This is a genomic window from Lentzea sp. NPDC060358, from assembly GCF_042725365.1.
In the GTDB taxonomy this organism is placed as follows: domain Bacteria; phylum Actinomycetota; class Actinomycetes; order Mycobacteriales; family Pseudonocardiaceae; genus Lentzea.
In genome coordinates this window covers 17,316-37,103 of sequence record NZ_JBHXCW010000016.1, presented here as the reverse complement: position 1 = coordinate 37,103, position 19,788 = coordinate 17,316, and the positions used below count along the sequence as shown (strand labels likewise).

Sequence of the window (19,788 nt, the reverse complement as noted above, 5' to 3'; positions counted from 1 at the left end):
AGTGGGCTGGCGCGGCGCGGCCCAAGCCCGCACGCCAGAAGGCGACGCCCCCAGCCGGACCAACTCACACCACGCGGCCGAGCCCCCACCCGCGCACCACCAGCAAATCCACCGGCAAAACGAAACCCTCAAGCCCCAGCCGGCGCATGGGAAGCCTTCAAAACCCGCTCATAAAGCACCTCGAGCAGCCACCGCCCGAACAGCGAAGGCCCGAACTCGGGCGAGCGGTCCTCCGGCGGCACCATCAGCTCGGCCGTCGACTCGTCTCCGACGACCACGCCGATGCCGTAGTAGTCGAGCTCGATGTACGACCAGGCCTGTGACGACTCGGTTCGCGGCAGCATCACCGCGCACGGCGCGAGGGTCAGCAAGGTTCCGCACGACTGGAGGGCGCGGTCGGTGGTCGACTCGCTGACCAGCACGCCGACCAGCTCCACGGCGGCGACGGGCAGGCGGTCGTGGGCCTCCGGCTCGAACCACGAGCGGAACCACGACGGGTCGGCTCTCGGGGGCCAGCCGTTGGCCGTTCTCCACTCGTGCACGTCGGGCAGCAGGCGCACCACCGCGGAGACCTGCTGGCCGAGCACGGAGACGTCGGGGACGACGACTCCGTTCCAGCCGAGCGCGGTTGCGGCGCGCTGAAGAAGCGTGTGCACAGGGCGCATCCTAGGGTTCCTCGCGCGGAAAATGACAGCGTTTGGGGGATACTTGGTTAAGGATTACCCAGGGTTGTCATGGGGCGGCTTTGGCCACTTTCCAGGCCCAGGCCACCAGTGGGATCTGCAGAGGCAGGCGACCATACGCCAGTGCGCGGGCCTTTGGCGACTTCTGGCGGAAGTCCAGAGCCATTTTCACGTTTGCCGGGAACACCGCGACGAACAACGCCGCGGCGGCCAGTGCGCCCTGCCTGCGGGTGCGCGGAGTGGCCACCGCCACTGCGACTGCCAGTTCTGCCGCGCCCGACGCGTAGGTCCACTGCCTCGGGGTGCCGGGCAGGGATCGCGGGACGATCGCGTCGTAGTACTTCGGCCTGCTGAAGTGGGTCGCTCCTGCCAGGCCGAGCAGTGCGGCGAGCGCCAGCGCCGACCGCGTACGGGAACGGTTCGGTTCCATGGCGTCACCCTGTCATGCCTACGCGGCGTAGGCGAGATCGGGCTGGCCTATTGTCCACGGGCGTGGCAGGTGATTCTCGTCATCCCGAACGCGCCGCTGTGGCCGCGTTGAGCGACTCCTTCGTGGCCGGGCTCCTGGAGTGGATCAGGATCCCGAGCATCGGTGTTGATCCTGGTCACCACGGTGACGTGCGCAGATCCGCCGAGTGGCTGGCCGGCCGGCTGCGCGGCGATGGCTGGCCCGAGGTCGAGATCTGGGACGACGGGCCGGCGCTCCCGGCGGTGTTCGCGTGCTGGCCCTCGGACGATCCGGCGGCGCCCGTCGTGCTCGTGTACGGGCACCACGACGTGCAGCCCGTCGATCCCGTCGAACGGTGGCACCACCCGCCGTTCGAGCCCGTGGTCCGGGGCGAGGAGATCCTCGGGCGGGGTGCGAGCGACGACAAGGGGCAGGTCGCCATGCACCTGCTCGGGATGAAAGCGCATTTGGCCGCAACCGGACAAAATGCGCCGAGCGTCACCGTGAAACTCTTCATCGAGGGTGAAGAGGAATCAGGATCGCCGCATCTGGGAAAGTTGCTCGACGATCATGGAAATGCGCTCGCGTGCGATCTCGTGGTGTTCACCGACACCTCGTTGCACGAACGCGACGCCCCCACGGTGAACACCGGGCAACGCGGTGTTCTCGGCGGCGAGATCATGTTCTTCGGCGGCACCGACGACGTCCATTCCGGACGGGCGGGCGGCGCGATTCCCAACCCCGCGACGGCGCTCGCGAAACTCGTCGCCGCGCTGCACGACGACGAGGGCCGCATCCAGCTCGACGGCTTCTACGACGACGTGCGCGAACCGACGGCGCAGGAACGCGCCGACTACGCCGCGCTGCCCTTCGACGAACGCAGCTGGCTCGCCCACAACGGCGGTGGCGCGCAGGCAACGCACGGCGAGCCCGGTTACTCCACTCTGGAACGGATCTGGGTGCGGCCCACCGCCGAGGTCAACGGCCTGCACAGCGGCTACACCGGCCCCGGCCTCAAGACGATCATCCCGGCGTCGGCCACCGCGAAGATCAGCTTCCGGCTCGTGCCCGACCAGGACCCGGCGAAGGTGCAGGAGCAGCTCGCGGAGTTCGTCGCGCGGCACACGCCCGCGGGCATCCGGGCGGAGGTCAACTTCCGCGGCACCGGCGTCCCGCCGTACGCGATCAGCCCCGAACACCCGGCCAACGCCACCGTGCGGGAGGCCCTGGAGCTCGCGTTCGACCAGCCGGTGCGGTTCGCGCGGGCCGGCGGGTCCGGGCCCGCGGCTGTGCTGCAGGCACTGCTCGGGGTCCCCCTCGTCTACCTCGGCGCGACCTTGCCGGATGATCGCGTCCACGCGCCGAACGAGCGCGTGGTGGTGCCGTTGCTCCTCAAGGGCGCGGAGGCGGCCGCCCACCTGTGGCGGATGCTCGCCCGAGCGGATATCGCGAAGAGGACTACTCGATGAGCCTGTCGGACGAAGCGTCGCACTCGCTCGTCGGCGTGATCAAGATGCCGGACCAGGTGCAGAGCCCCGTCCGGGCCATCCTCAAGCGCGTCATCGGCGCGATGGCGGCGCTCATGCTCGCGGTGCTCATCGTCTACCTGGACCGCGACGGCTACCGCGACGTCAACGAGGACGGCGTCTCGCTCCTCGACTCGTTCTACTACGCGACGGTGTCGCTCTCGACGACCGGCTACGGCGACATCACGCCCGCGTCGTCGTCGGCGCGGCTGGTCAACGTCCTGGTCATCACGCCGTTGCGGGTGCTGTTCCTGATCGTGCTGGTCGGCACGACACTCGAAGTTCTCACCGAGCGCTCCCGTCAGGCGTTGCGCATTCAGAAGTGGAGGCGGGTCGTGCGGGACCACGTCGTGGTCGTGGGTTACGGCACCAAGGGACGGTCCGCGGTCGCGGCACTGCTCGGCGACGGGGTCGAGCCCGGCTCCATCGTCGTCGTGGACACCGTGCAGGAGTCTCTCGACGCCGCGTCCGCCATCGGGCTCGTGACCGTGCACGGATCGGGCACGCGCAACGACGTGCTGAGGGTCGCCGGTGCGGCTCGGGCGCGCGCGATCGTCGTCGCCCCCAACCGGGACGACACGGCCGTGCTGATCACCCTCACCGCCCGCGAGCTCGCCCCCAAGGCGCAGATCGTCGCGTCGGTGCGGGAACGCGAGAACGAGCACCTGCTCAAGCAGTCCGGTGCCGACTCGGTCGTCGTGTCGTCGGAGACGGCGGGCCGCCTGCTCGGCATGGCCACCGCGACGCCGACCGTGGTCGCGATGGTCGAGGACCTGCTCACCCCGGACGCGGGTCTCGCGATCGCGGAACGCGACGTCGAGACGAGCGAGGTGGGCGGGTCGCCGCGGCACCTGTCCGACATAGTGCTGGGCGTGGTGCGCGGCGGGAAGCTGTTCCGGGTCGACGCCCCCGAGGCCGACGCGATCGAGCCGGGCGACCGGCTGCTCTACGTCAAGAAGGTGACCCCCGCCGGGGACTAGTGGCGCTCAGCTCGTGGGCGCCGTCCCGGCACCGCCCGCGGTCCCGCGCACCGGCAGCACGGCCGGGGCGCGCAGCGGCGCGTACCGGAACAGGAACGCGTAGAAGCCGCCCGCCAGCGCCGCCAGGCACAGCAGCAGCGCGGTGAGGCGGCTCGACACCGGCGGTCCGGTCGGGACGGACGCGAAGGACGACACCATGTCCGAGCCCGTCGCGACGATCTGGACGGTCTCGCCCTTGCCGTGGCCGCAGCCGTCCAGCTTGGCCTTCTTCTTCTCGCCGCCCGCGTCCCACTCGACGGTGTCCATGCCTTGGCCGCACGCGCCGGTCTCGACGACGGTCGCGGCCACCGGTGCGGGCGGCTCGGCGGCGCCGAGGACCTTCGCGGGCACCAGGAGCGCGACCGCGACCCCGATCCCGACCAGTCCGACGACCAGCAGGATGAACACCCATCTGTTCGGGCTTCGCGGAACCGCCACACTGCGATGTTCGCAGACGCGGCGGCCCGCGTGGAGCCCAGGTTTACTTGGGCAGCTGCTTCACCTTGTCGACCTTGATGGTCTTGCCGTCGGACACCGTGCCGGTCACGGCGACCAAGTCGCCGTTCTTCGGCTTCTCGCTCACCGACGACAGGTCGAGCGGCGTCTGCAGGCCGTCGACCTGCACCAACGTCGCGTTGTTGCCGTTGACGTCCTTGATCGTGCCGCGCTCGTTCGCCTTCGCCAGCGCCACGTTCAGCGCCTTGCCGTCCTTCACGCGCACGGTCACGCGCTGGTCGGTCTTGAGCCCGGCGACGTCGCCGCCCCGCAGCTTCGTGGAGCCGTCCGTGGTCAACGACACCTCGCTGCCGTCGTCCTTGGTGATCGTGAGCTTGCCGGACTCGACCGACTTCACGCGTCCGACCACGAGAGTGCTGTCCTTGAGCTTCGCCTTGTCCCCGTGGCCCGGCTTGCCGGGACCGCCGCCGGGGTGGCGCTCGGCGAATGCCGCCGCAGGACCGCCGGGGCCCTCGGCCGCGGTCGCGACCGCGATGCCGCCGACGGTGAGACCGACGGCCGCGACGATGGCGCCGGCCCACGCTGATTTCTTCGACATGGGACCAGGGTGCGCCCTCAATCTGAGGACGAGCTGAAGGCGAGTCGCCCGCGGCCCGGATGATCAGCAGAATGGGGGCGTGTCCGCCAGGGTGTTGGTGATCGAGGACGCCGAGGCCATCGGTGCCGCGGTGTCGTCCGCGCTGCGCGAGTCCGGGTACGAGGTGCAGCACCGCCTCGACGGGCGCCAGCTGGAGGCCGACCTCGGCCGCTTCCGGCCCGACCTGGTGGTCCTCGACGTCATGCTGCCCGGCCGCGACGGCTTCCAGCTGCTCGAGGTCATCCGGCGCTCGTCCGGCGCGGGGGTGGTCATGCTGACCGCCCGCGACGGCGTGCCCGACCGGCTGCGCGGCCTGTCCGGCGGCGCCGACGACTACGTGGGCAAGCCGTTCGTGCTCGCCGAGCTCGTCGCACGGGTGTCCGCCGTGCTGCGCCGGCTCGGCCGCACGCCGTCCACCGTGCAGGTCGGCGACCTCGTCGTCGACGCCGACGCCGGTGTGGTGATGCGCGCCGACCGGGCGATCGAGCTGACCGCCACCGAACTGCGGCTGCTCGTCTACCTCGCCGCCCAGCGCGGGCGGGTCGTGTCCAAGACGCAGATCCTCACCGCCGTGTGGGGCTACGAGGACTACGACCCCAACCTGGTCGAGGTCCACATCAGCGCGGTGCGCCGCAAGATCGAGGAGCACGGCCCGCGCCTCGTGCACACCGTGCGCGGACTCGGGTACGTGCTGCGGGCCGACGAATGAACCTCCGCACCGTCTCACTGCGCCGCCGGGTCGCCGTGTCGGTGCTGCTCGTGCTCTTCCTCGTGCTGGTGGCCCTGGTCATCGCGGTCGACCGCACGTTCGCCACGCAGTCGTCCCGCGACGTCGACGGGGTGCTGCGCGACACCGAGACGCGCGCCATCACGGCGCTGGTGCGGGGGACACCGCCGCGCGACGTCGTGCGGCAGCTGTCCAAGCGGAACATCCGCGTCACCGTCGAGCTGCCCACCGGGTCGGTGATCGGCGAGGTGCCCGAGGACGGTCAGCAGTACCAGCGCAAGAACCGCACCATCAACGGCAACAAGTTCTCCTTCTACGCCGACACCGAGGCGATCTCGCAGGCCCAGCTCCGGCTGCGGAAGCTGCTGGTGCTGCTGGGACTCGGGGCGATCGCGCTCACCGGGCTGATGATGATCCTCGTCGTCCGGCGGGCCCTGGCTCCGCTCGACGCCATGACGTCGCTGGCGCAGGCGATCGCCGCCGGCCACCGGGGCGGGCGGCTGAACCCGTCCCGCACCGACACCGAGCTCGGCCGCACGGCGGCCGCCTTCGACGGGATGCTCGACTCCCTGGAGGGCTCCGAGCAGCGCACCCGGCGGTTCGTCGCCGACGCCGCCCACGAGCTGCGCACACCGATCACCGGGGTGCAGGCGGTGGCCGAGGCGCTGGTGTCCGCGCCCGTCGACTCGCCCGACCGCGACCAGATGTCGTTCCTGCTGGTGCGCGAGGCCCGCCGGGCCGGGCGGCTGGTGGACGACCTGCTGGCCCTGGCCCAGCTCGACGCCGGGTACGAGATGCAGCGCGAGACCGTCGACCTGCTGGGGCTCGCCCAGGCCGAGGTCGCGAGGACCCGGTACGTGGCACCCGACTTCGACATCACCGCCGAGGGCGTGCCGGTGACCGTCGTGGGCGACGGGCAGCGGCTGGCCCAGGTGCTCGCGAACCTGGTCGACAACGCCCGGCAGGCGAGCGGCCCGCAGGGCACCGTGCGCATCCGCGTCGACCCGGCGGGGTTCACCGTGACCGACAACGGCCCCGGGGTGCCCGACGGCGAACGGGAGCGGATCTTCGACCGGCTGGTCCGGCTGGACGACGCCCGCGACCGGCGGTCCGGCGGGTCCGGTCTCGGCCTCGCCATCGCCCGCGGCGTCGTGCGCGCCCACAGCGGCGAGCTGACCTGCGAGCCGTCTGCCGCCGGGGCGGTGTTCCGGGTGGTGCTCCCGCGAATCGGGTAGCCCGGCCGGGCCCCGGTTTGGTTCCCTGTCGGGGTGGACGTCGTCGTGCAGTGGGTCAGGACCGAGTGGGTCAGGCCGGAGCGGGGCGGGCCGGGTCTCCCCGGCTCGGTGCCCGCGGGGTTCGTCCTGCCCCACCTGCGGCCCGCCGTCCACGAGGCGCGCCTGCACGAGCGGGACGGCTTCCGGCCCGCCTGGTCCGCCGAGAAGTCCGAGGTGGACCGGCTCGCGCTGGTGCTGCGCGAGGACGACGGGGTGCTGTCCGTGCAGCTGCAGAACACCCTGTTCGCCCCGCCGCAGCGGCGGGACCGGCCCTCACCCGCGCGGCTGGAACGCGGGCAGTGGGTGCGGTGGCAGCTCGACCACCGCTGGCAGCGTTCCCGTGACGGCGGCTGGAACTACCTGCTCACCACGCTGAACCTCGCCTACGGGCCGGTGTCCGACGCCCGCCTGTTCCTCGGCACGCCCACCCGGTTCGTCGACGAGCGGGCCGGCCTGAGCTAACCGACCTCCGGCGCGGGCGCCGCGAAGGTGTTGCAGGACGCCGTCGAGTTGGCCTGGAAGCCCGCCGTCGCCCACCGGGCCTGGTTCGCCGCCGACCCGTGCGCGTTGTTCTCCGGCGTCTCCTCGATCGCGTACCGGAAGTCCTCCTGCGCCTGCCTGGCGAGGCTCTGCGGCACCGAGCCCCGGCCCGCCGCGCTCGCGAGGAACATGCCCGCGAAGCAGTTGGCCTGCAGCTCGATCCGGCGCGACATCTCGAGGCCCGCCTGCGTCCGCTCGCCCGCCTCGCTGATCTTCAGGTCCGCCGCCCGCAGCATGCCCGTCAGCGCCTGCACGTGGTGGCCGTACTCGTGGGCCAGCGTCGCCAGGTGCGTGGCCGGGGCGTCACCGCCGCCGTTGTCGCGCAGGCGGGACGTGGGCATGTAGATCGTCCGGTTGCGGCCGCAGTAGTAGGCCACCGCGTGGTCCGACTCCGGGGCGGCACCGCACGGGCCGTCCTTCAGCTCGGCCGACGCGTCCAGCACCGGCTTGTCGAACGGCAGGTTCGCGGTCGCGAGCAACGGCGCCCAGGCCGCGTCCAGGCAGTCGACGCCCGCCGCGTAGTAGGCGGCCAGCTGCTGGTCCGAGACGCCGAACGGCGGCAGGGCGCAGGTCTGCGGCGCCAGCGACGCCGGCGTGACGAGCACCGGGTGGTCCGCCAGGCGGTAGACCGCGCGCGGCCGGATCGGGGCCGACGGCGGGGTCGAGGCCGACGGGGCCGGGCGCGAGCTCGCCAGGGCGTGGCCCGCCACGAGTCTGGGACGGCTCAGCTGACCGATCCCGAGGACGAAGGTCACCACCAGCACGAAGACTGCCCCGAGCACCACCGGGTTGTTCTTGGCCGGTTGGGTCACGTATCGCCCTTTCTAGGAGACCGATCCCGGGTCGGCGGCCCACGTGTTGCAGTCCGAGGCCTTGTTGGACCGGTAGCCGCGGTCCACCCAGGCCGCGTTGTTCTGCGGCGTCCCGTGGTCCTTCGTCGGGTAGATGTCGTAGTCGCCCCGGTTGCCCGCGTCGGTCAGACCCACCCGGATGACGTCCATCGGCACCGCTCCGCGCGAGAGCGGGGCCAGGGTCATACCTCCGAAACAGGTGGCTTGCAGCTCCATCCGGCGGTTCAGGTCGAGGCCCTTCGGAGTATCCCACCCTCCCGCGTCGTACTGCGCGCGGTCCGAGGCTTTGAGCATTCCGGTGAGCCACTGCAGGTGGTGGCCGTACTCGTGGGACAGCTGGCCCAGGTACTTGCCGGGGTGGTTCGGGTTGTTCGGGTTGCGCTCGGCGGCGTAGGCGTTCGCCGTCCAGTAGATGCCGCCCTGGCAGTAGCGGGCGGTCTGGTCGGGGCGCACCGTGCCGCACGGGTACTGCATGGTCTCGGTGACGATGTGCAGCTCGACGGGCTGGTACGGCAGGTTCGCCGCCTGCAGCGCGGGCTTCCACATGTTCTCGATGCACGGCAGGGCGGCGCGCAGGAACCTGTCCTGGCCCGCCGGCGAGTAGTCCATGCCCGGCAGCGGGCAGCCGCCGATCGTGTTCGCGCCGATGTTCGGCTTCAGGAACGGGTGGTCCGCCAGGGCGTAGACGGCCTTCGGGCCCACCTGGGCCGGCTGCGACGCCGGGGCGCGGGAGGCCGACGGGCGCGACGGGGTCGTCGTCGCCGCGGTCTTGCCGTCGGTCGTGGTGGGCGCCGTGAACGTCGGGCTGTAGGTCGTGTAGCCGGAGTAGCCGGTGTCCTTGACCTTGCTGTTCAGCGTCGCGGCGAACAGGCCGATCGCGCCCAGGCCGAGGACGACCACGCCGCCGAGGACGAGGGCGACGATCGGGCCGCTGCTCCTGCGGCGCGGCGGCGGCCCGGCCGGGTACGGCGCGTACCCGTGCGGGGGCGGCGGGCCCCAGGCCGGGTGCGGGGGCGGCATGACCTGGCCCGGCGGGGGCGGCGGGCCGAACTGGCCGTACTGCTGCGGGGGCGGGCCCTGCGGCGGCATGCCGTACGGAGGTGGCGGAGGACCCTGCGGCGGACGCTGCCCCAGCGGTGCGGGCATCGGTGGCGGGCCGACCGGGCGTGGCGGCGGCCAGCTGCCCGGCGGCGGTGGTTGCGTCATCGCCTGGGATCCCCCCATAGGTGAGCCTCGGTCGGGTACGAGCATAGGCGGACCGGGAACGCGTGTCCCCCGACCGGGCTAACGCGCACTGTCCACGTAGGTAGGACGCGCGGGCCGGGGGATCGGTTCACGAGACGTCCGCGGAGCTCGCCGCCCAGGTGTTGCACGCCTTGATGTTGTTCTGCTTGTGGCCGTGCATCACCCAGCGCTCGTTGTTCGGCGCGCTGCCGTGGTCCGGTGTCCGGTTGTAGTCGCCGCGCTGGCTCGCGTCACGCAGACCGGTGTTGACCACGTCCATCGGGATGACGTTCTTGTGCGAGAACGGCGCCAGCGTCATGCCGCCCAGGCAGGTGGCCTGCAGCTCCAGCCGGCGGTTGAGCTCGAGGCCCTTCTGGCTGTCGAACCCGCCCGCGTCGTACTGGGCCTGGTCGGCGGCGCGCATCATGCCGGTGAGCCACTGCAGGTGGTGGCCGTACTCGTGGCCGAGCTGGCCCAGGTACACGCCGGGGTGGCGCAGGCCGTTCTGCTCGCTCGCGTAGAAACCGCCCGGCCAGTAGATGACGCCCTTGCAGAACATCGCGGTCGTGTTCGCCTGCCGCGAACCGCACGGCGTCTGCGTCGTGCCGGTGAACACCTGCAGCTCGACCGGCTGGTACGGCAGGTTCGCCGCCTTCAGCGCCGGCTGCCACGCCTTCTCGATGCACGGCAGCGCCGCCGCGAGGAACCGCTGCTCACCGGCGGGCGAGTACTCCATGGTCGGCAGCGGGCACGACGGGAAGTCGTTCGCGCCGACGTTGGTCGCGAAGATCGGGTGGTCGGCGAGCTTGTAGACGGCCTTCGGGCCCGCGGGCGTCTGCTGCGTGCTCGGCGTCCGGGTCGACGACGTGCGGGTGGGCGGCGGGGTGGTCGTCACCGCCTTCGTGGGGGCGTAGGTCGGGGTGTAGGTCGTGTAGCCGGAGTAGCCGGTGTCCTTGACCTTGCTGTTCAGCGTCGCGGCGAACACGCCGACCGCGCCCAGGCCGAGGAGCACGACGCCGCCGAGCACCAGGGCCAGGACCGGGCCCGCGCTCCGGCGGCGCGGCGGCACGACCGGGTAGGGCGGCGCGTACCCGCCGTGGGGCACGTACCCGCCGTGCTGCTGCGGGTGGCCCCACGCCGGTTGCGGCGGCGGCATCACCGGACGCGGCGGGGGCAGCGGCGGGCCGTAGGGCGGCGGACGCATGCCGGGAGGCGGCCCCTGCGCGAACGGCGGCGGGCCCATCGGCGGCCGGGGACCGGGTGGCGGTCCCATCGGCGGGCGCGCGCCGGGCGGCGGGCCCTGCACGGGCGGCGGCAGCGGCGGGGCGTACGGGGGCGGTGAGGGCACGGGTGGTGGCCCCACCGGGCGCGGCGGCGGCCAAGAGCCCGGCGGCGGTGGTTGTGTCATCGCCGTGAATCCCCCAGATGGCGTCTGTACGAAAGTCCGCCGGAGCATATGAGGACTCCGCTATTGTCCGCAGCCGTGTCGAAGAACTGGGCAGTGGCGGTCCTCGCAACAGCAGCCGCACTGACGTGCGCGACGGCCGCGGGCGCGTTCGCGCAGCCCCTTCCCGGCACCGTCAGCACCGAGGTGCGGATGAAGCTGGAGCGCGACGCCAAGCTCACCGTCACCGAGACCGTTCGCGTCCCCGACGGCAAGACGGTCAAGCGCACCGTCCCCTTGCGACTCGCCGTCGGCAACGACCTCGAGCGCCAGTACCAGGTCACCGACGCGAAGGTCGAGGGCAAGGGCAGCGCCGGCGTCAGCGGTGAGGAGTTCACCACCACCTTCGAGGGCGGCGACTCCACGCTCACCTACACCGTCGTCGGCGCGGTCGCCCCGGTCGGCGACGTGCTGGAGGTCCGCTGGCAGGTCGCGGGCGGCTGGGACACCGAGCTCGACAAGGTCTCCGTCTCGTTCTCCGCACCCGACTCCCCGACGTCGGTCAACTGCCTCGCGGGCCCCGTCGGCTCGTCGCAGCCCTGCACGAGCGCGGACCTCGCCGACGGCAAGGGCGTGCGCGCGCAGGAGATCAAGCTCGCCGCCGGCGAACGGGTCGACGTCGCGATCGGACTGTCCGCCGGGGTCGTGCCGCCGAACGCCGTCGTGGTCGAGCAGTCCGGCCTCGCCGCCGCGTTCGCCCTCACCCCCGTCAGCGCCGTCGCGCTCGGCGGCCTGCTGGTGCTGCTGCTCGGCGGCGTCGCGCTGCTCTGGTACCTGCGCGGCCGCGACGCCGCGGCCCTCGCGAGCGAGGTCGGCGCGGTCTCCGTGCTCGTGCGCGACCAGGGCGGGCACGTCGCGTTCGCCTCGCCCGACGGCGTGCTGCCCGGCCAGGTCGGCACCGTCGTCGACGAGCACGTGGACGTCGTCGACGTGACCGCCACCGTGATCGACCTGGCCGTGCGCAACTACCTCTGGATCGCCGAGACGGAGGGCCACGACTGGCAGATCGTGCGCCGCAACCCCGCCGACGCCTCGCTGTCGGGCTACGAGAAGGCCGTCTACGAAGCCCTGCTGCCGCAGGGCACCGAGGCCGTGACGGTGTCGCAGCTGCGCGGCCGCCAGGTCGACCTCGCGCGGGTGCGCGACGAGCTGTACGCCGACGTCGTGGAGAAGCGCTGGTTCGTGCGCCGGCCCGACGCCGAGCGCAGCCTGTTCTGGTGGGTGGGGATCGGCCTCGCGGTGCTCGGCCTCGTCGCGACCGCGGTGCTGGCGCTGACGATCGGCAGCGCGCTGTTCGGCCTCGCGGTCGCCGTCGGTGGTGCCGCGCTCGCGTTCGGTGCCCGGTCGATGCCCGCCCGCACCAAGCGCGGCAGCGAGCTGCTGGTGCACGTGCGCGGGTTGCGCGGTTACCTCCACGGAGTGACACCGGACGACGTTCCCGAGGCCGACCGCGAGCTCGTGTTCTCCCGGTCGCTGCCCTACGCGGTGGTGCTCGGCGAGACCGAGCGCTGGCTCGCCACGTTCGGCCAGCAGGACCTTTACTGGTACGGCACCGCGACCGACTTCCGGCGCAGCTTCCCGGCGTTCCTCGGGGCGCTCGACGGCGTGCTCGCCCAGGCGGGCCACCTGCGATCGCTGCGCGCCCCGAACCCGTAGGCTTGCCGCATGGCCTCACCCGAACTGCACAGGTTCACGTTGCCCAACGGCCTGCGGGTGGTGCTCGCCCCCGACGCCAGCGCACCGGTCGTCGGCGTCAGCGTGCACTACGACGTCGGCTTCCGTTCCGAGCCGGAGGGGCGCACCGGGTTCGCGCACCTCTTCGAGCACCTCATGTTCCAGGGCAGCGAGAGCCTGGAGAAGCTGGCCCACTTCCGGCACGTGCAGTCGTCGGGCGGCACGTTCAACGGGTCCACGCACCCGGACTACACCGACTACTACCAGGTGCTGCCGAGCGCGGCCCTGGAGCGGGCGCTGTTCCTCGAGGCCGACCGCATGCGCGCCCCGAAGCTCACCGAGGAGAACCTCCGCAACCAGATCGACGTGGTGAAGGAGGAGATCCGGCTCAACGTGCTGAACCGCCCGTACGGCGGGTTCCCCTGGATCCTGCTGCCGCCGGTGCTGTTCAAGACCTTCGCCAACGCGCACAACGGCTACGGCGACTTCGTCGACCTGGAGAGCGCCACGGTCGACGACTGCGCGGAGTTCTTCGACACCTACTACTCGCCGTCCAACGCCGTGCTGACCGTCGCCGGCGACCTCGACGTCGAGACCGCCAAGTCGTTGGTGGAGAAGCACTTCGGCGACGTGCCGTCCCGGCCGAAGCCCGAGCGCCCGTCGTTCGCCGAGCCCGCGCCGCAGGGCGAGGTCCGGCACTCCCACGGCGACGCGCTGGCCCCGCTGCCCGCGATCGCGATCGGCTACCGCGTGCCGGACCCGACCACCGACCTCGACGGCTACCTCGCCTACCTGGTGCTCGCCGGCGTGCTGACCGACGGCGACGGCTCGCGCCTGCAGCAGCGCCTCGTGCACCGCGAGGGCATCGTGATCGACCTGAACGCGGGCTGCGGCCTGTTCGGCCCGCTCGAGGCCCGCGACCCGGACACGTTCAGCATCACCGCGATCCACACCGCCGAGGTCGCGCCGGAGCAGGTCGTCGCGGCCATCGACGAGGAACTGCAGAAGCTCGCGCAGGAGCCGCCGTCGGCCGAGGAGCTCGCCAAGGTCACCGCCCGCTGGGCGTCGACCATGCACAAGGAGCACGACCGGCTCACGAACCGCACGCTGGGCCTCGGCTCCGCGGAGCTGCTGTTCGGCCGCGCCGAGCTGATCTACGAACTGCCGGAGCGCATCGCGTCCGTGACCGTGGACGAGGTGTCCGCCGCCGCCAAGGCGCTGCGTCCCGACGCCCGCGCCCTTCTGCTCGTCAAGCCCACCGGAGGAGCCCAGTGACCGCCTCGGCCAAGACCCACCGCACCGCCGAGGAGATCGGTCGCACCTCCACGGGCGCGCGCCCGCTGCCGGAGCTGGGCTCGCAGAAGGCGGCCGCCGAACTGTCCTCTGTGGACGAGGTGCTGCCCAGCGGCCTGCGCGTCATCGCGATCAAGCGCGCCACCGTGCCGATGGTCGAGCTGCGGCTGCGCGTCCCGTTCGCGGACCCGGCCACCTCGAGCGAGGGCTCGCGGCACTCCGCGGTCGCGGAGATCCTCGCGAACACCGTGCTCACCGGCACGGAGTCGCGCTCGCGCGTGCAGATCGACACGGAGCTCGCGCTGGTCGGCGGCGAGCTCGACGCCGTGGTCGACCCGGAGCGGCTGAGCTTCACCGGCAACGCGCTGGCGAGCGGCCTCGGCACCGTGCTCGGCGTGCTGGCCGACGTGCTGACGAACGCGAACTACCCGGCCGACGAGGTCGAACGCGAGCGCGGCCGCCTCGTCGAGCGCATCACGATCGCCCGCTCGCAGCCGAGCGTCATCGCCCGCGAGGCGCTGCAGAAGCTGCTGTACGGCGACCACCCGTACGCCAAGGAGATGCCGGAGGCCGACGAGGTCGCCGCCGTCTCCCGCGAGGACGTCGCCGCGTTGCACGCGAAGGGCCTGCTGCCGCGCGGCTCGGTCCTCGTCGTCGTCGGCGACGTCGAGCCGGCCGAGGCCGTCGCGCAGATCGGCGAGGCCCTCGCCGGCTGGCAGGGCGAGGGCGAGGCCGTCCAGCTGCCGCCGCTGCCCGAGGTGAAGGGCGGCGACGTGCTGCTGGTGCACCGCGCCGGCGCCGTGCAGTCGCAGATCCGCCTCGCCGCGCAGTCGATCCCGCGCACCGACGAGCGCTACCCGGCGCTGCAGCTCGCGAACCTCGTCTACGGCGGGTTCTTCTCCTCGCGCCTGGTCGAGAACATCCGCGAGGACAAGGGCTACACCTACAGCGCCCGGTCGCACCCCGAGTTCACGATCCACGGCGCCACCCTGCTCGTCGACGCGGACACCGCGTCCGACGTGACGGCGGCGGCGCTGCTCGAGACCCGCTACGAGCTGGCGCGGCTGGGCATGGTCCCGCCGTCGCAGTCCGAAGTGGACATCGCCCGCAGCTACGCGATCGGCACGCTGCTCACCTCCACGTCCTCGCAGTCGGGCCTCGCGTCGTTCGTCGTGAACGTCGTCGCGCTCGGCCTGGGCATCGACTGGCTGGTGGAGCACCCGCAGCGGCTGCAGGCCGTCACGGCGGAGCAGGTCGCGGCGGCGGCGCTCGAGTTCTTCGCGCCGGGCAACTTCACCGGTGTGCTCGTCGGTGACGCCGAGCAGCTCAAGTCGAAGCTCGCGGCGCTGGGCGGGGTCGCGTTCCGGTGACGTTCGACCTGGTCGGTCTGCCCGCGCTGTCGCGCACCGCGGTGGACCGCAACGAGTCGCTGCGCGGCGACGAGGAGAAGCTCGCCGCGCTCTGGCCCAAGGCGCGCATGCTGGTCGTCGACACCCGCGGCCGCACGCTGGTCGCCGACCGCGGCACGCGGCTGGTCGACCGGCCCGCCACCGAGTTCGGCGACCAGCCGCCCGTGAACGCCGTCCTGCTGGGCGAGCAGGACGGCGTGGCGTACTTCGCCGTGCTGATGCCCGCCGAGGACGGCGACGAGGTGCCGGCCGGGCGCGCCTGGGGCCCGCCGGAGCACACCGACGAGCCGCAGTGGCTGGACCTGCGCCAGGCCGGCGCGACCCTGGACGACGTGTGGGCGGGGCTGTTCACGACCGCCGCCGCGGTGTTCCAGTGGCACCGGCTCGGCAAGTACTGCGCCAAGTGCGGCGCCAGGACGGTGCTGGAGAAGTCCGGCTGGACCTCGGTGTGCTCGGGGTGCGGGCGCGAGGAGTACCCGCGCACCGACGCCGCGGTGATCTGCCTGGTCCACGACGGCGGCGACCAGGTGCTGGTGGCCCGCGGCCCGGAGTGGCCGGAGGGCCGGTTCTCCGTGCTCGCCGGCTTCGTCGAGGCGGGCGAGTCGCTCGAGGCGTGCGTGGCGCGGGAGATCTCCGAGGAGGTCGGGATCGCCGTCCGCGACATCCGCTACCTCGGCTCGCAGCCCTGGCCGTTCCCGCGGTCGCTGATGGTGGGCTTCGAGGCCGTGGCCGACCGCACCGCGCCGCTGGTGCTCGCCGAGGGCGAGATCGCCGAGGCCAGGTGGGTGTCCCGGGAGGACGTGCGCAGGACGATCGAGGAACCGGGGAGCGTTCCCGGGCTCTGGCTCGCCGGGGGCGCGTCCATCGCGTTCCGGATGCTGCAGAGCTGGTCGGGGGCGAACATCACCGGGTGAGTTCGGCCGAACCGTCGGCATGGCGCGGTTGCGCCGATTAGCCTCTTGCGATGTGGCGTAGTCACGTACATCACACCCGATTGCGAGGGGGCTCATGAACAACCCGGAGCTCGAGGCGCGCAACGCGGCGTTGCGCGGCCAGGTCGACTCGATGCTGGCGAACCTCGAACGGCAGACCGCGGAGCTGAAGCAGGCGCAGACCGAGGCGATGGCCAAGGTCGGCCGTGCGACCTCGCAGGACGGCCTCGTCGAGGTCACGGTGAACGCCGGCGGCATCGTCACCGGCGTCACGTTCGCGCCGTCGGCGTTCGACCGCAGCACGCCCGAGAAACTGGGCCAGAGCGTCGTCGCGACCATCCAGCAGGCCGCCCACCAGGCGCGCGAGCAGGCCGACGCCGTCCTCGCGCCGTACCAGGAGGGCGTCCCGGACCTGCCCGACCTGTTCCCGGGCATGCCGTCCATCAAGGACCTCATCCCGGCCGCGCCGCCCGTGCCGCAGTCGTTCACACCGCCGCCGGCCCCGCCGCAGCCGCAGCGCCGTGACGACGACGAGCCGCCGGAGTCCTTCATGGACCGACGAGGGAGCCAGTGGTGACGAGCTTCGAGGTAGACCCGACAGCGCTGCGCTCGGCCTCGCCGAAGTTCTCCGCCGCGGGCGACAAGCTGCAGACCGCCTTCGAGACGTTGCGCGCCGTGCTCGACGCCAACAACGGCTGCTGGGGCGGTGACGACGCGGGCAAGGAGTTCGAGAAGACCTACGTGCCCATCGCCGCCCAGGCACGCGACGCGTTCCCCGCGCTCGCCGAGGGCATCCACTCGATCCGCGAGGCCCTCGACGCCTCCGCCGACACCTGGGAAGCCGTCGACCAGGCCGGCGCCCGGTCGCTGGGAGGGAGGTGAGCCGTGGGCATCGAGATCCCCGGAGCGGTCCAGTGGCTGACACCGATCGTGGTCGGCGCGTCCTGGCCGGAAGGTGACGAGACCAAGCTGCGCGCCATGCGCGACGCGTGGGAGGCGGCCGCCAAGTCCGTCGGCGAGGTGCTCGGCGACGGCAACGGCGCGTCCTCGGCCGCGCTGGGCTGCATGCGCGGGCAGACCGCGGAGAAGTTCGAGGAGTACTGGAAGAAGTTCACCGAGGGCGACGCGTACCTGGTCAACCTGCAGCAGATCTGCACCGACCTCGCCGAGGGCTGCGACAGCGCGGCGCTGGGCATCGAGTACACGAAGCTCAGCATCATCGCGGCCCTGATCATCCTGGCGGCGCAGATCGCGGCGATGATCGCGTCGGCGGTGGCGACGTTCGGCGCGTCCACGGCGGGCGTCCCGATCGCGCAGGCCGCCACGCGGACCTTCGTTCAAATGCTCTTCCAGCAACTGCTCAGGCAGATCGCCATCAACCTGGCGATCAACGTTGGTGTCGACGTGGCCATCCAGGGTTTTCAGGTTGTCAGCGGTGAGCGGAAGTCGTGGGACTTCGGCAAGACGCTCGACGCGGGCATCTCGGGTGTCGCGGCAGGCATCGCGGGCGGTGCGGTCGGAGCGGGCAGCGCCGCGCTCGGCAACGTGTCCACGAACTTCGTGCAGGCCGCCGGCCGCGGTGCGGTGGAAGGCGCCATCGCGGGCGCGGGCGGCAACGTGCTGAACAACCTCGCCCACGGCAAGGTCGGTCTCGACGACTTCGGCTCGGCAATCCTGTCCGGCAGCACGTCCGGCGCTGTCGGCGGTGCCGTCGGCGGCATGAGCAATCGGCACGAGGGCCTGTCGAACACCTGGGACACCGGAACCTACCGGGACGACGGCACCGGAATCGTCACGACCAGCGGGCACAACACGCAGGGACACACCTACGTCTCGCCGGAGGGCACGACCACGCGTGCCAACGTCGACAACCCGTACCAGGGCGGCTGGGGCTCCACCAATGCGAGCAACATCCCCGGTGAGGGCGGGCCGAACAACGTGAACGACCCGCACGACAGTGATTACCAGGTCAAGTCGTCGGCGAACCCGCCGCGGATGGTCGGGAGCCTCGACCTGCCCGACCCGCCTCAGCGGTAGGGCTGCCAGCCGGGAAGCGGGGCGTGGTCCGGACGGACCTCGCCCCAGTCCCGGCTGCCGGGCGGCAGGAGGTTGTGCTCGGCCAGCAGCATCCGGCCGCGCACGCGCCACCAGTCGGCCAGCAGCCCCGCGGTCAGCGTCACCGAGATCAGGCCGCCGACCCACACTGCTGCGCCGAGGGGCACGAACATCCAGATGAACTGGCCGGTGAACGCCGCCGCGGTGAGCCGCCACGCTATACCGGGACGCGCGAAGAACGCCCGGCCCATGCCGACCGACCGTCGCACCGCCCACTGACGCAGCACGCGCCACTCGTCGGCCGACATCCGGGTGGGCATTGCCGGCATTCCCTGCCGGGACCGGATCAGCTCGGCCAGCTCACCGGCTTCGGCCACCGGCAGGATCCACTGCTGCGGTCGTGCCACCAGACGCAGGAGCGGGCTGGCACCGACTGCGATCGTGTCGCCGTTGGGCGCGGGCCACGGGAGCACTTTCGGCATGGAGCCCTGCTGTACGAGCGTCACGTCACCGAGCCACATGGCCTGTGCGGGGACGCCGGCCGCCTTCGACCACGCGGGCTTGTGCACCAGACGATCCCGCTGCACGTACAGGGACGCACCGCTGAGCAGAGGCACCCGCACCTCGACGTTGCGACCGAGGTTGGCGCCCAGCCTGAACATCCGCCCACCCAGGTGCCCCAGCAGCGGGCACAGCACCAGCAGAACGGGAACCCAGAGGTATCCGCCCTTGCCGATCAACCAGAACACGCTGACCGGCACCGCCAGGAAGGCCACCCTGCCCCAGACGCGGGGCACGTTCCGATTCAGCACCCACACCACACCCGCGACACCTGGCGCCGTGAGCACGAGCCACGGCACACCGGGGGTGGTGAGCAACGCGACAAGCGGCAGCACAACGGTTCCGGTGAGCGCGAGTACCGCTCCGACGAGCCAGCGCACCGCGAGCGGCGGACCGGTGAGCGACACGACCGGTCCCTCGACCGGAGTGGTCAGCTCTCCGGTCGGGGAGGGAGCGTCGCCGACCTCGTCGAGTTGGCTGTCGGTCCGCATCGCGGGAGTGGAGTGCACCTCGGGCAGACCGGACACCCGTGACCGCACGAGGGCCGTGAACTTCTGCGGGGACTCGACCGGCAGCACCTGCTCACCCGACGTCGTCCGCAGCACCACGACCTCGCCCGGCGGTACGGGCAATCCGCGGCCGTCGGACAGCGTGATCCACGGCGCCTCACCCGGCACCGCCTGCCGGGTGCTGATGCCGAGAAGGTCGTTGAACCCGTAGGACAACCTGGTGGGACCTCTGGACGCCCTCCGGCCACCGCCGGACGACGCCGTGATCTCCAGACCGCTGTCCGTGACCTCGACGGCGTCGTTGTACCAGCTGGGCCGCGGGTCGACGCGGAACTCGAACAGCACCTTGCCGGGCGCCCGCTTCGACAGCAGGTGGGCGAGGTACGTCGCGACGAGCGGGATCCCGATCAGGACCGGCATGTTGACAGCGGGGGACCTGCTGCCCACGACGACCACGATCGTGATCGCGGCGGCGGCGGACACGCCCAGCGCGACGAGCGGCCAGTGGTGCGGTTTCATGCGCCCC

General features: G+C 72.0%; 20 protein-coding genes. 12 read left to right on the top strand and 8 right to left on the bottom strand.

The window, feature by feature from the left end; all coding sequences use genetic code 11:
* Positions 1-128: 128 nt before the first annotated feature.
* The gene (locus ACFWGZ_RS05860) at positions 129-665 is read right to left on the bottom strand and encodes a hypothetical protein (protein WP_382450318.1); all 537 of its coding nucleotides are present in this window, start codon (positions 663-665) and stop codon (positions 129-131) included.
* Positions 666-732: 67 nt separating this feature from the next.
* On the bottom strand, positions 733-1,113 hold the full coding sequence (locus ACFWGZ_RS05855) for a hypothetical protein (RefSeq protein WP_382450317.1): 381 nt from the start codon (positions 1,111-1,113) through the stop codon (positions 733-735).
* A 62-nt stretch (positions 1,114-1,175) separates the two neighbouring features.
* On the opposite strand from ACFWGZ_RS05855, the gene ACFWGZ_RS05850 reads away from it, so the two are divergent.
* The gene (locus ACFWGZ_RS05850; RefSeq protein ID WP_382450316.1) at positions 1,176-2,600 is read left to right on the top strand and encodes a M20/M25/M40 family metallo-hydrolase; all 1,425 of its coding nucleotides are present in this window, start codon (positions 1,176-1,178) and stop codon (positions 2,598-2,600) included.
* On the top strand, positions 2,597-3,637 hold the full coding sequence (locus tag ACFWGZ_RS05845; protein WP_382450315.1) for a potassium channel family protein: 1,041 nt from the start codon (positions 2,597-2,599) through the stop codon (positions 3,635-3,637). Before ACFWGZ_RS05850 ends, ACFWGZ_RS05845 begins: the two co-directional genes overlap by 4 nt.
* Positions 3,638-3,643: 6 nt before the next feature.
* Here the strand turns inward: ACFWGZ_RS05845 and ACFWGZ_RS05840 are convergent, their stop codons facing one another.
* Both ACFWGZ_RS05840 and ACFWGZ_RS05835 read right to left on the bottom strand, forming a co-directional pair.
* Positions 3,644-4,084 carry a hypothetical protein gene (locus tag ACFWGZ_RS05840; RefSeq protein ID WP_382450314.1) on the bottom strand — a complete coding sequence of 147 codons (441 nt, stop codon included), beginning with the start codon at positions 4,082-4,084 and terminating at the stop codon, positions 3,644-3,646.
* Between the two features lie 73 nt (positions 4,085-4,157).
* Positions 4,158-4,730, bottom strand: coding sequence for a hypothetical protein (locus ACFWGZ_RS05835; protein WP_382450313.1), 573 nt, complete (start codon positions 4,728-4,730; stop codon positions 4,158-4,160).
* A 79-nt stretch (positions 4,731-4,809) separates the two neighbouring features.
* Between ACFWGZ_RS05835 and ACFWGZ_RS05830 the strand changes: the two genes are divergently transcribed.
* From ACFWGZ_RS05830 to ACFWGZ_RS05820, 3 genes are read left to right on the top strand one after another with little or no spacing between them, the layout of a single operon-like run.
* Positions 4,810-5,478, top strand: a complete 669-nt coding sequence (locus tag ACFWGZ_RS05830) for a response regulator transcription factor (protein ID WP_382450312.1) — start codon at positions 4,810-4,812, stop codon at positions 5,476-5,478.
* Positions 5,475-6,731: a sensor histidine kinase gene (locus ACFWGZ_RS05825; RefSeq protein ID WP_382450311.1), complete on the top strand. Its 1,257-nt coding sequence runs from the start codon at positions 5,475-5,477 to the stop codon at positions 6,729-6,731. Before ACFWGZ_RS05830 ends, ACFWGZ_RS05825 begins: the two co-directional genes overlap by 4 nt.
* Positions 6,732-6,764: 33 nt before the next feature.
* Positions 6,765-7,232 carry a hypothetical protein gene (locus ACFWGZ_RS05820; RefSeq protein WP_382450310.1) on the top strand — a complete coding sequence of 156 codons (468 nt, stop codon included), beginning with the start codon at positions 6,765-6,767 and terminating at the stop codon, positions 7,230-7,232.
* On the opposite strand, the gene ACFWGZ_RS05815 is transcribed toward ACFWGZ_RS05820, so the two are convergent.
* From ACFWGZ_RS05815 to ACFWGZ_RS05805, 3 genes are all read right to left on the bottom strand, one after another.
* Positions 7,229-8,122, bottom strand: a complete 894-nt coding sequence (locus ACFWGZ_RS05815; protein ID WP_382450309.1) for a neutral zinc metallopeptidase — start codon at positions 8,120-8,122, stop codon at positions 7,229-7,231. The two genes, ACFWGZ_RS05820 and ACFWGZ_RS05815, sit on opposite strands and share 4 nt — an antisense overlap.
* Before the next feature lie 12 nt (positions 8,123-8,134).
* Entirely contained in the window at positions 8,135-9,367 is a 1,233-nt protein-coding gene (locus tag ACFWGZ_RS05810; protein WP_382450308.1) for a neutral zinc metallopeptidase, read from the bottom strand.
* A 127-nt stretch (positions 9,368-9,494) separates the two neighbouring features.
* On the bottom strand, positions 9,495-10,733 hold the full coding sequence (locus ACFWGZ_RS05805; RefSeq protein ID WP_382450307.1) for a neutral zinc metallopeptidase: 1,239 nt from the start codon (positions 10,731-10,733) through the stop codon (positions 9,495-9,497).
* 135 nt (positions 10,734-10,868) lie between these two features.
* Between ACFWGZ_RS05805 and ACFWGZ_RS05800 the strand changes: the two genes are divergently transcribed.
* The 7 genes from ACFWGZ_RS05800 to ACFWGZ_RS05770 all read left to right on the top strand — a co-directional run bounded on the left by ACFWGZ_RS05800 (position 10,869) and on the right by ACFWGZ_RS05770 (position 18,174).
* On the top strand, positions 10,869-12,485 hold the full coding sequence (locus tag ACFWGZ_RS05800) for a DUF2207 domain-containing protein (RefSeq protein ID WP_382450306.1): 1,617 nt from the start codon (positions 10,869-10,871) through the stop codon (positions 12,483-12,485).
* 9 nt (positions 12,486-12,494) lie between these two features.
* Complete coding sequence (locus tag ACFWGZ_RS05795; RefSeq protein WP_382450305.1) at positions 12,495-13,778, top strand: M16 family metallopeptidase; 1,284 nt, start codon at positions 12,495-12,497, stop codon at positions 13,776-13,778.
* The gene (locus tag ACFWGZ_RS05790) at positions 13,775-15,166 is read left to right on the top strand and encodes a M16 family metallopeptidase (RefSeq protein WP_382450304.1); all 1,392 of its coding nucleotides are present in this window, start codon (positions 13,775-13,777) and stop codon (positions 15,164-15,166) included. The genes ACFWGZ_RS05795 and ACFWGZ_RS05790 overlap by 4 nt, the downstream gene beginning before the upstream one ends.
* A complete protein-coding gene (nudC, locus tag ACFWGZ_RS05785; protein ID WP_382450303.1) occupies positions 15,163-16,119 on the top strand; it encodes an NAD(+) diphosphatase in 957 nt (318 codons plus the stop codon). The genes ACFWGZ_RS05790 and nudC overlap by 4 nt, the downstream gene beginning before the upstream one ends.
* 94 nt (positions 16,120-16,213) lie before the next feature.
* Positions 16,214-16,714, top strand: a complete 501-nt coding sequence (locus ACFWGZ_RS05780; RefSeq protein ID WP_382450302.1) for a YbaB/EbfC family nucleoid-associated protein — start codon at positions 16,214-16,216, stop codon at positions 16,712-16,714.
* Entirely contained in the window at positions 16,711-17,019 is a 309-nt protein-coding gene (locus ACFWGZ_RS05775; RefSeq protein ID WP_382450301.1) for a WXG100 family type VII secretion target, read from the top strand. The genes ACFWGZ_RS05780 and ACFWGZ_RS05775 overlap by 4 nt, the downstream gene beginning before the upstream one ends.
* A gap of 3 nt (positions 17,020-17,022) precedes the next feature.
* Positions 17,023-18,174: a hypothetical protein gene (locus ACFWGZ_RS05770; protein WP_382450300.1), complete on the top strand. Its 1,152-nt coding sequence runs from the start codon at positions 17,023-17,025 to the stop codon at positions 18,172-18,174.
* Here the strand turns inward: ACFWGZ_RS05770 and ACFWGZ_RS05765 are convergent.
* Entirely contained in the window at positions 18,165-19,781 is a 1,617-nt protein-coding gene (locus ACFWGZ_RS05765) for a hypothetical protein (protein ID WP_382450299.1), read from the bottom strand. The genes ACFWGZ_RS05770 and ACFWGZ_RS05765 overlap by 10 nt on opposite strands.
* Between the last annotated feature and the right edge of the window lie 7 nt (positions 19,782-19,788).

What these genes read in the sequence shown, in the direction of transcription:
- ACFWGZ_RS05855 (WP_382450317.1), bottom strand. Translation starts at nt 1,113, where the DNA reads ATGGAACCGAACCGTTCCCGTACGCGGTCGGCGCTGGCGCTCGCCGCA.
- ACFWGZ_RS05835 (WP_382450313.1), bottom strand. Translation starts at nt 4,730, where the DNA reads ATGTCGAAGAAATCAGCGTGGGCCGGCGCCATCGTCGCGGCCGTCGGT.
- ACFWGZ_RS05860 (WP_382450318.1), bottom strand. Translation starts at nt 665, where the DNA reads ATGCGCCCTGTGCACACGCTTCTTCAGCGCGCCGCAACCGCGCTCGGC.
- ACFWGZ_RS05845 (WP_382450315.1), top strand. Translation starts at nt 2,597, where the DNA reads ATGAGCCTGTCGGACGAAGCGTCGCACTCGCTCGTCGGCGTGATCAAG.
- ACFWGZ_RS05825 (WP_382450311.1), top strand. Translation starts at nt 5,475, where the DNA reads ATGAACCTCCGCACCGTCTCACTGCGCCGCCGGGTCGCCGTGTCGGTG.
- ACFWGZ_RS05765 (WP_382450299.1), bottom strand. Translation starts at nt 19,781, where the DNA reads ATGAAACCGCACCACTGGCCGCTCGTCGCGCTGGGCGTGTCCGCCGCC.
- ACFWGZ_RS05810 (WP_382450308.1), bottom strand. Translation starts at nt 9,367, where the DNA reads ATGACGCAACCACCGCCGCCGGGCAGCTGGCCGCCGCCACGCCCGGTC.
- ACFWGZ_RS05795 (WP_382450305.1), top strand. Translation starts at nt 12,495, where the DNA reads ATGGCCTCACCCGAACTGCACAGGTTCACGTTGCCCAACGGCCTGCGG.
- ACFWGZ_RS05780 (WP_382450302.1), top strand. Translation starts at nt 16,214, where the DNA reads ATGAACAACCCGGAGCTCGAGGCGCGCAACGCGGCGTTGCGCGGCCAG.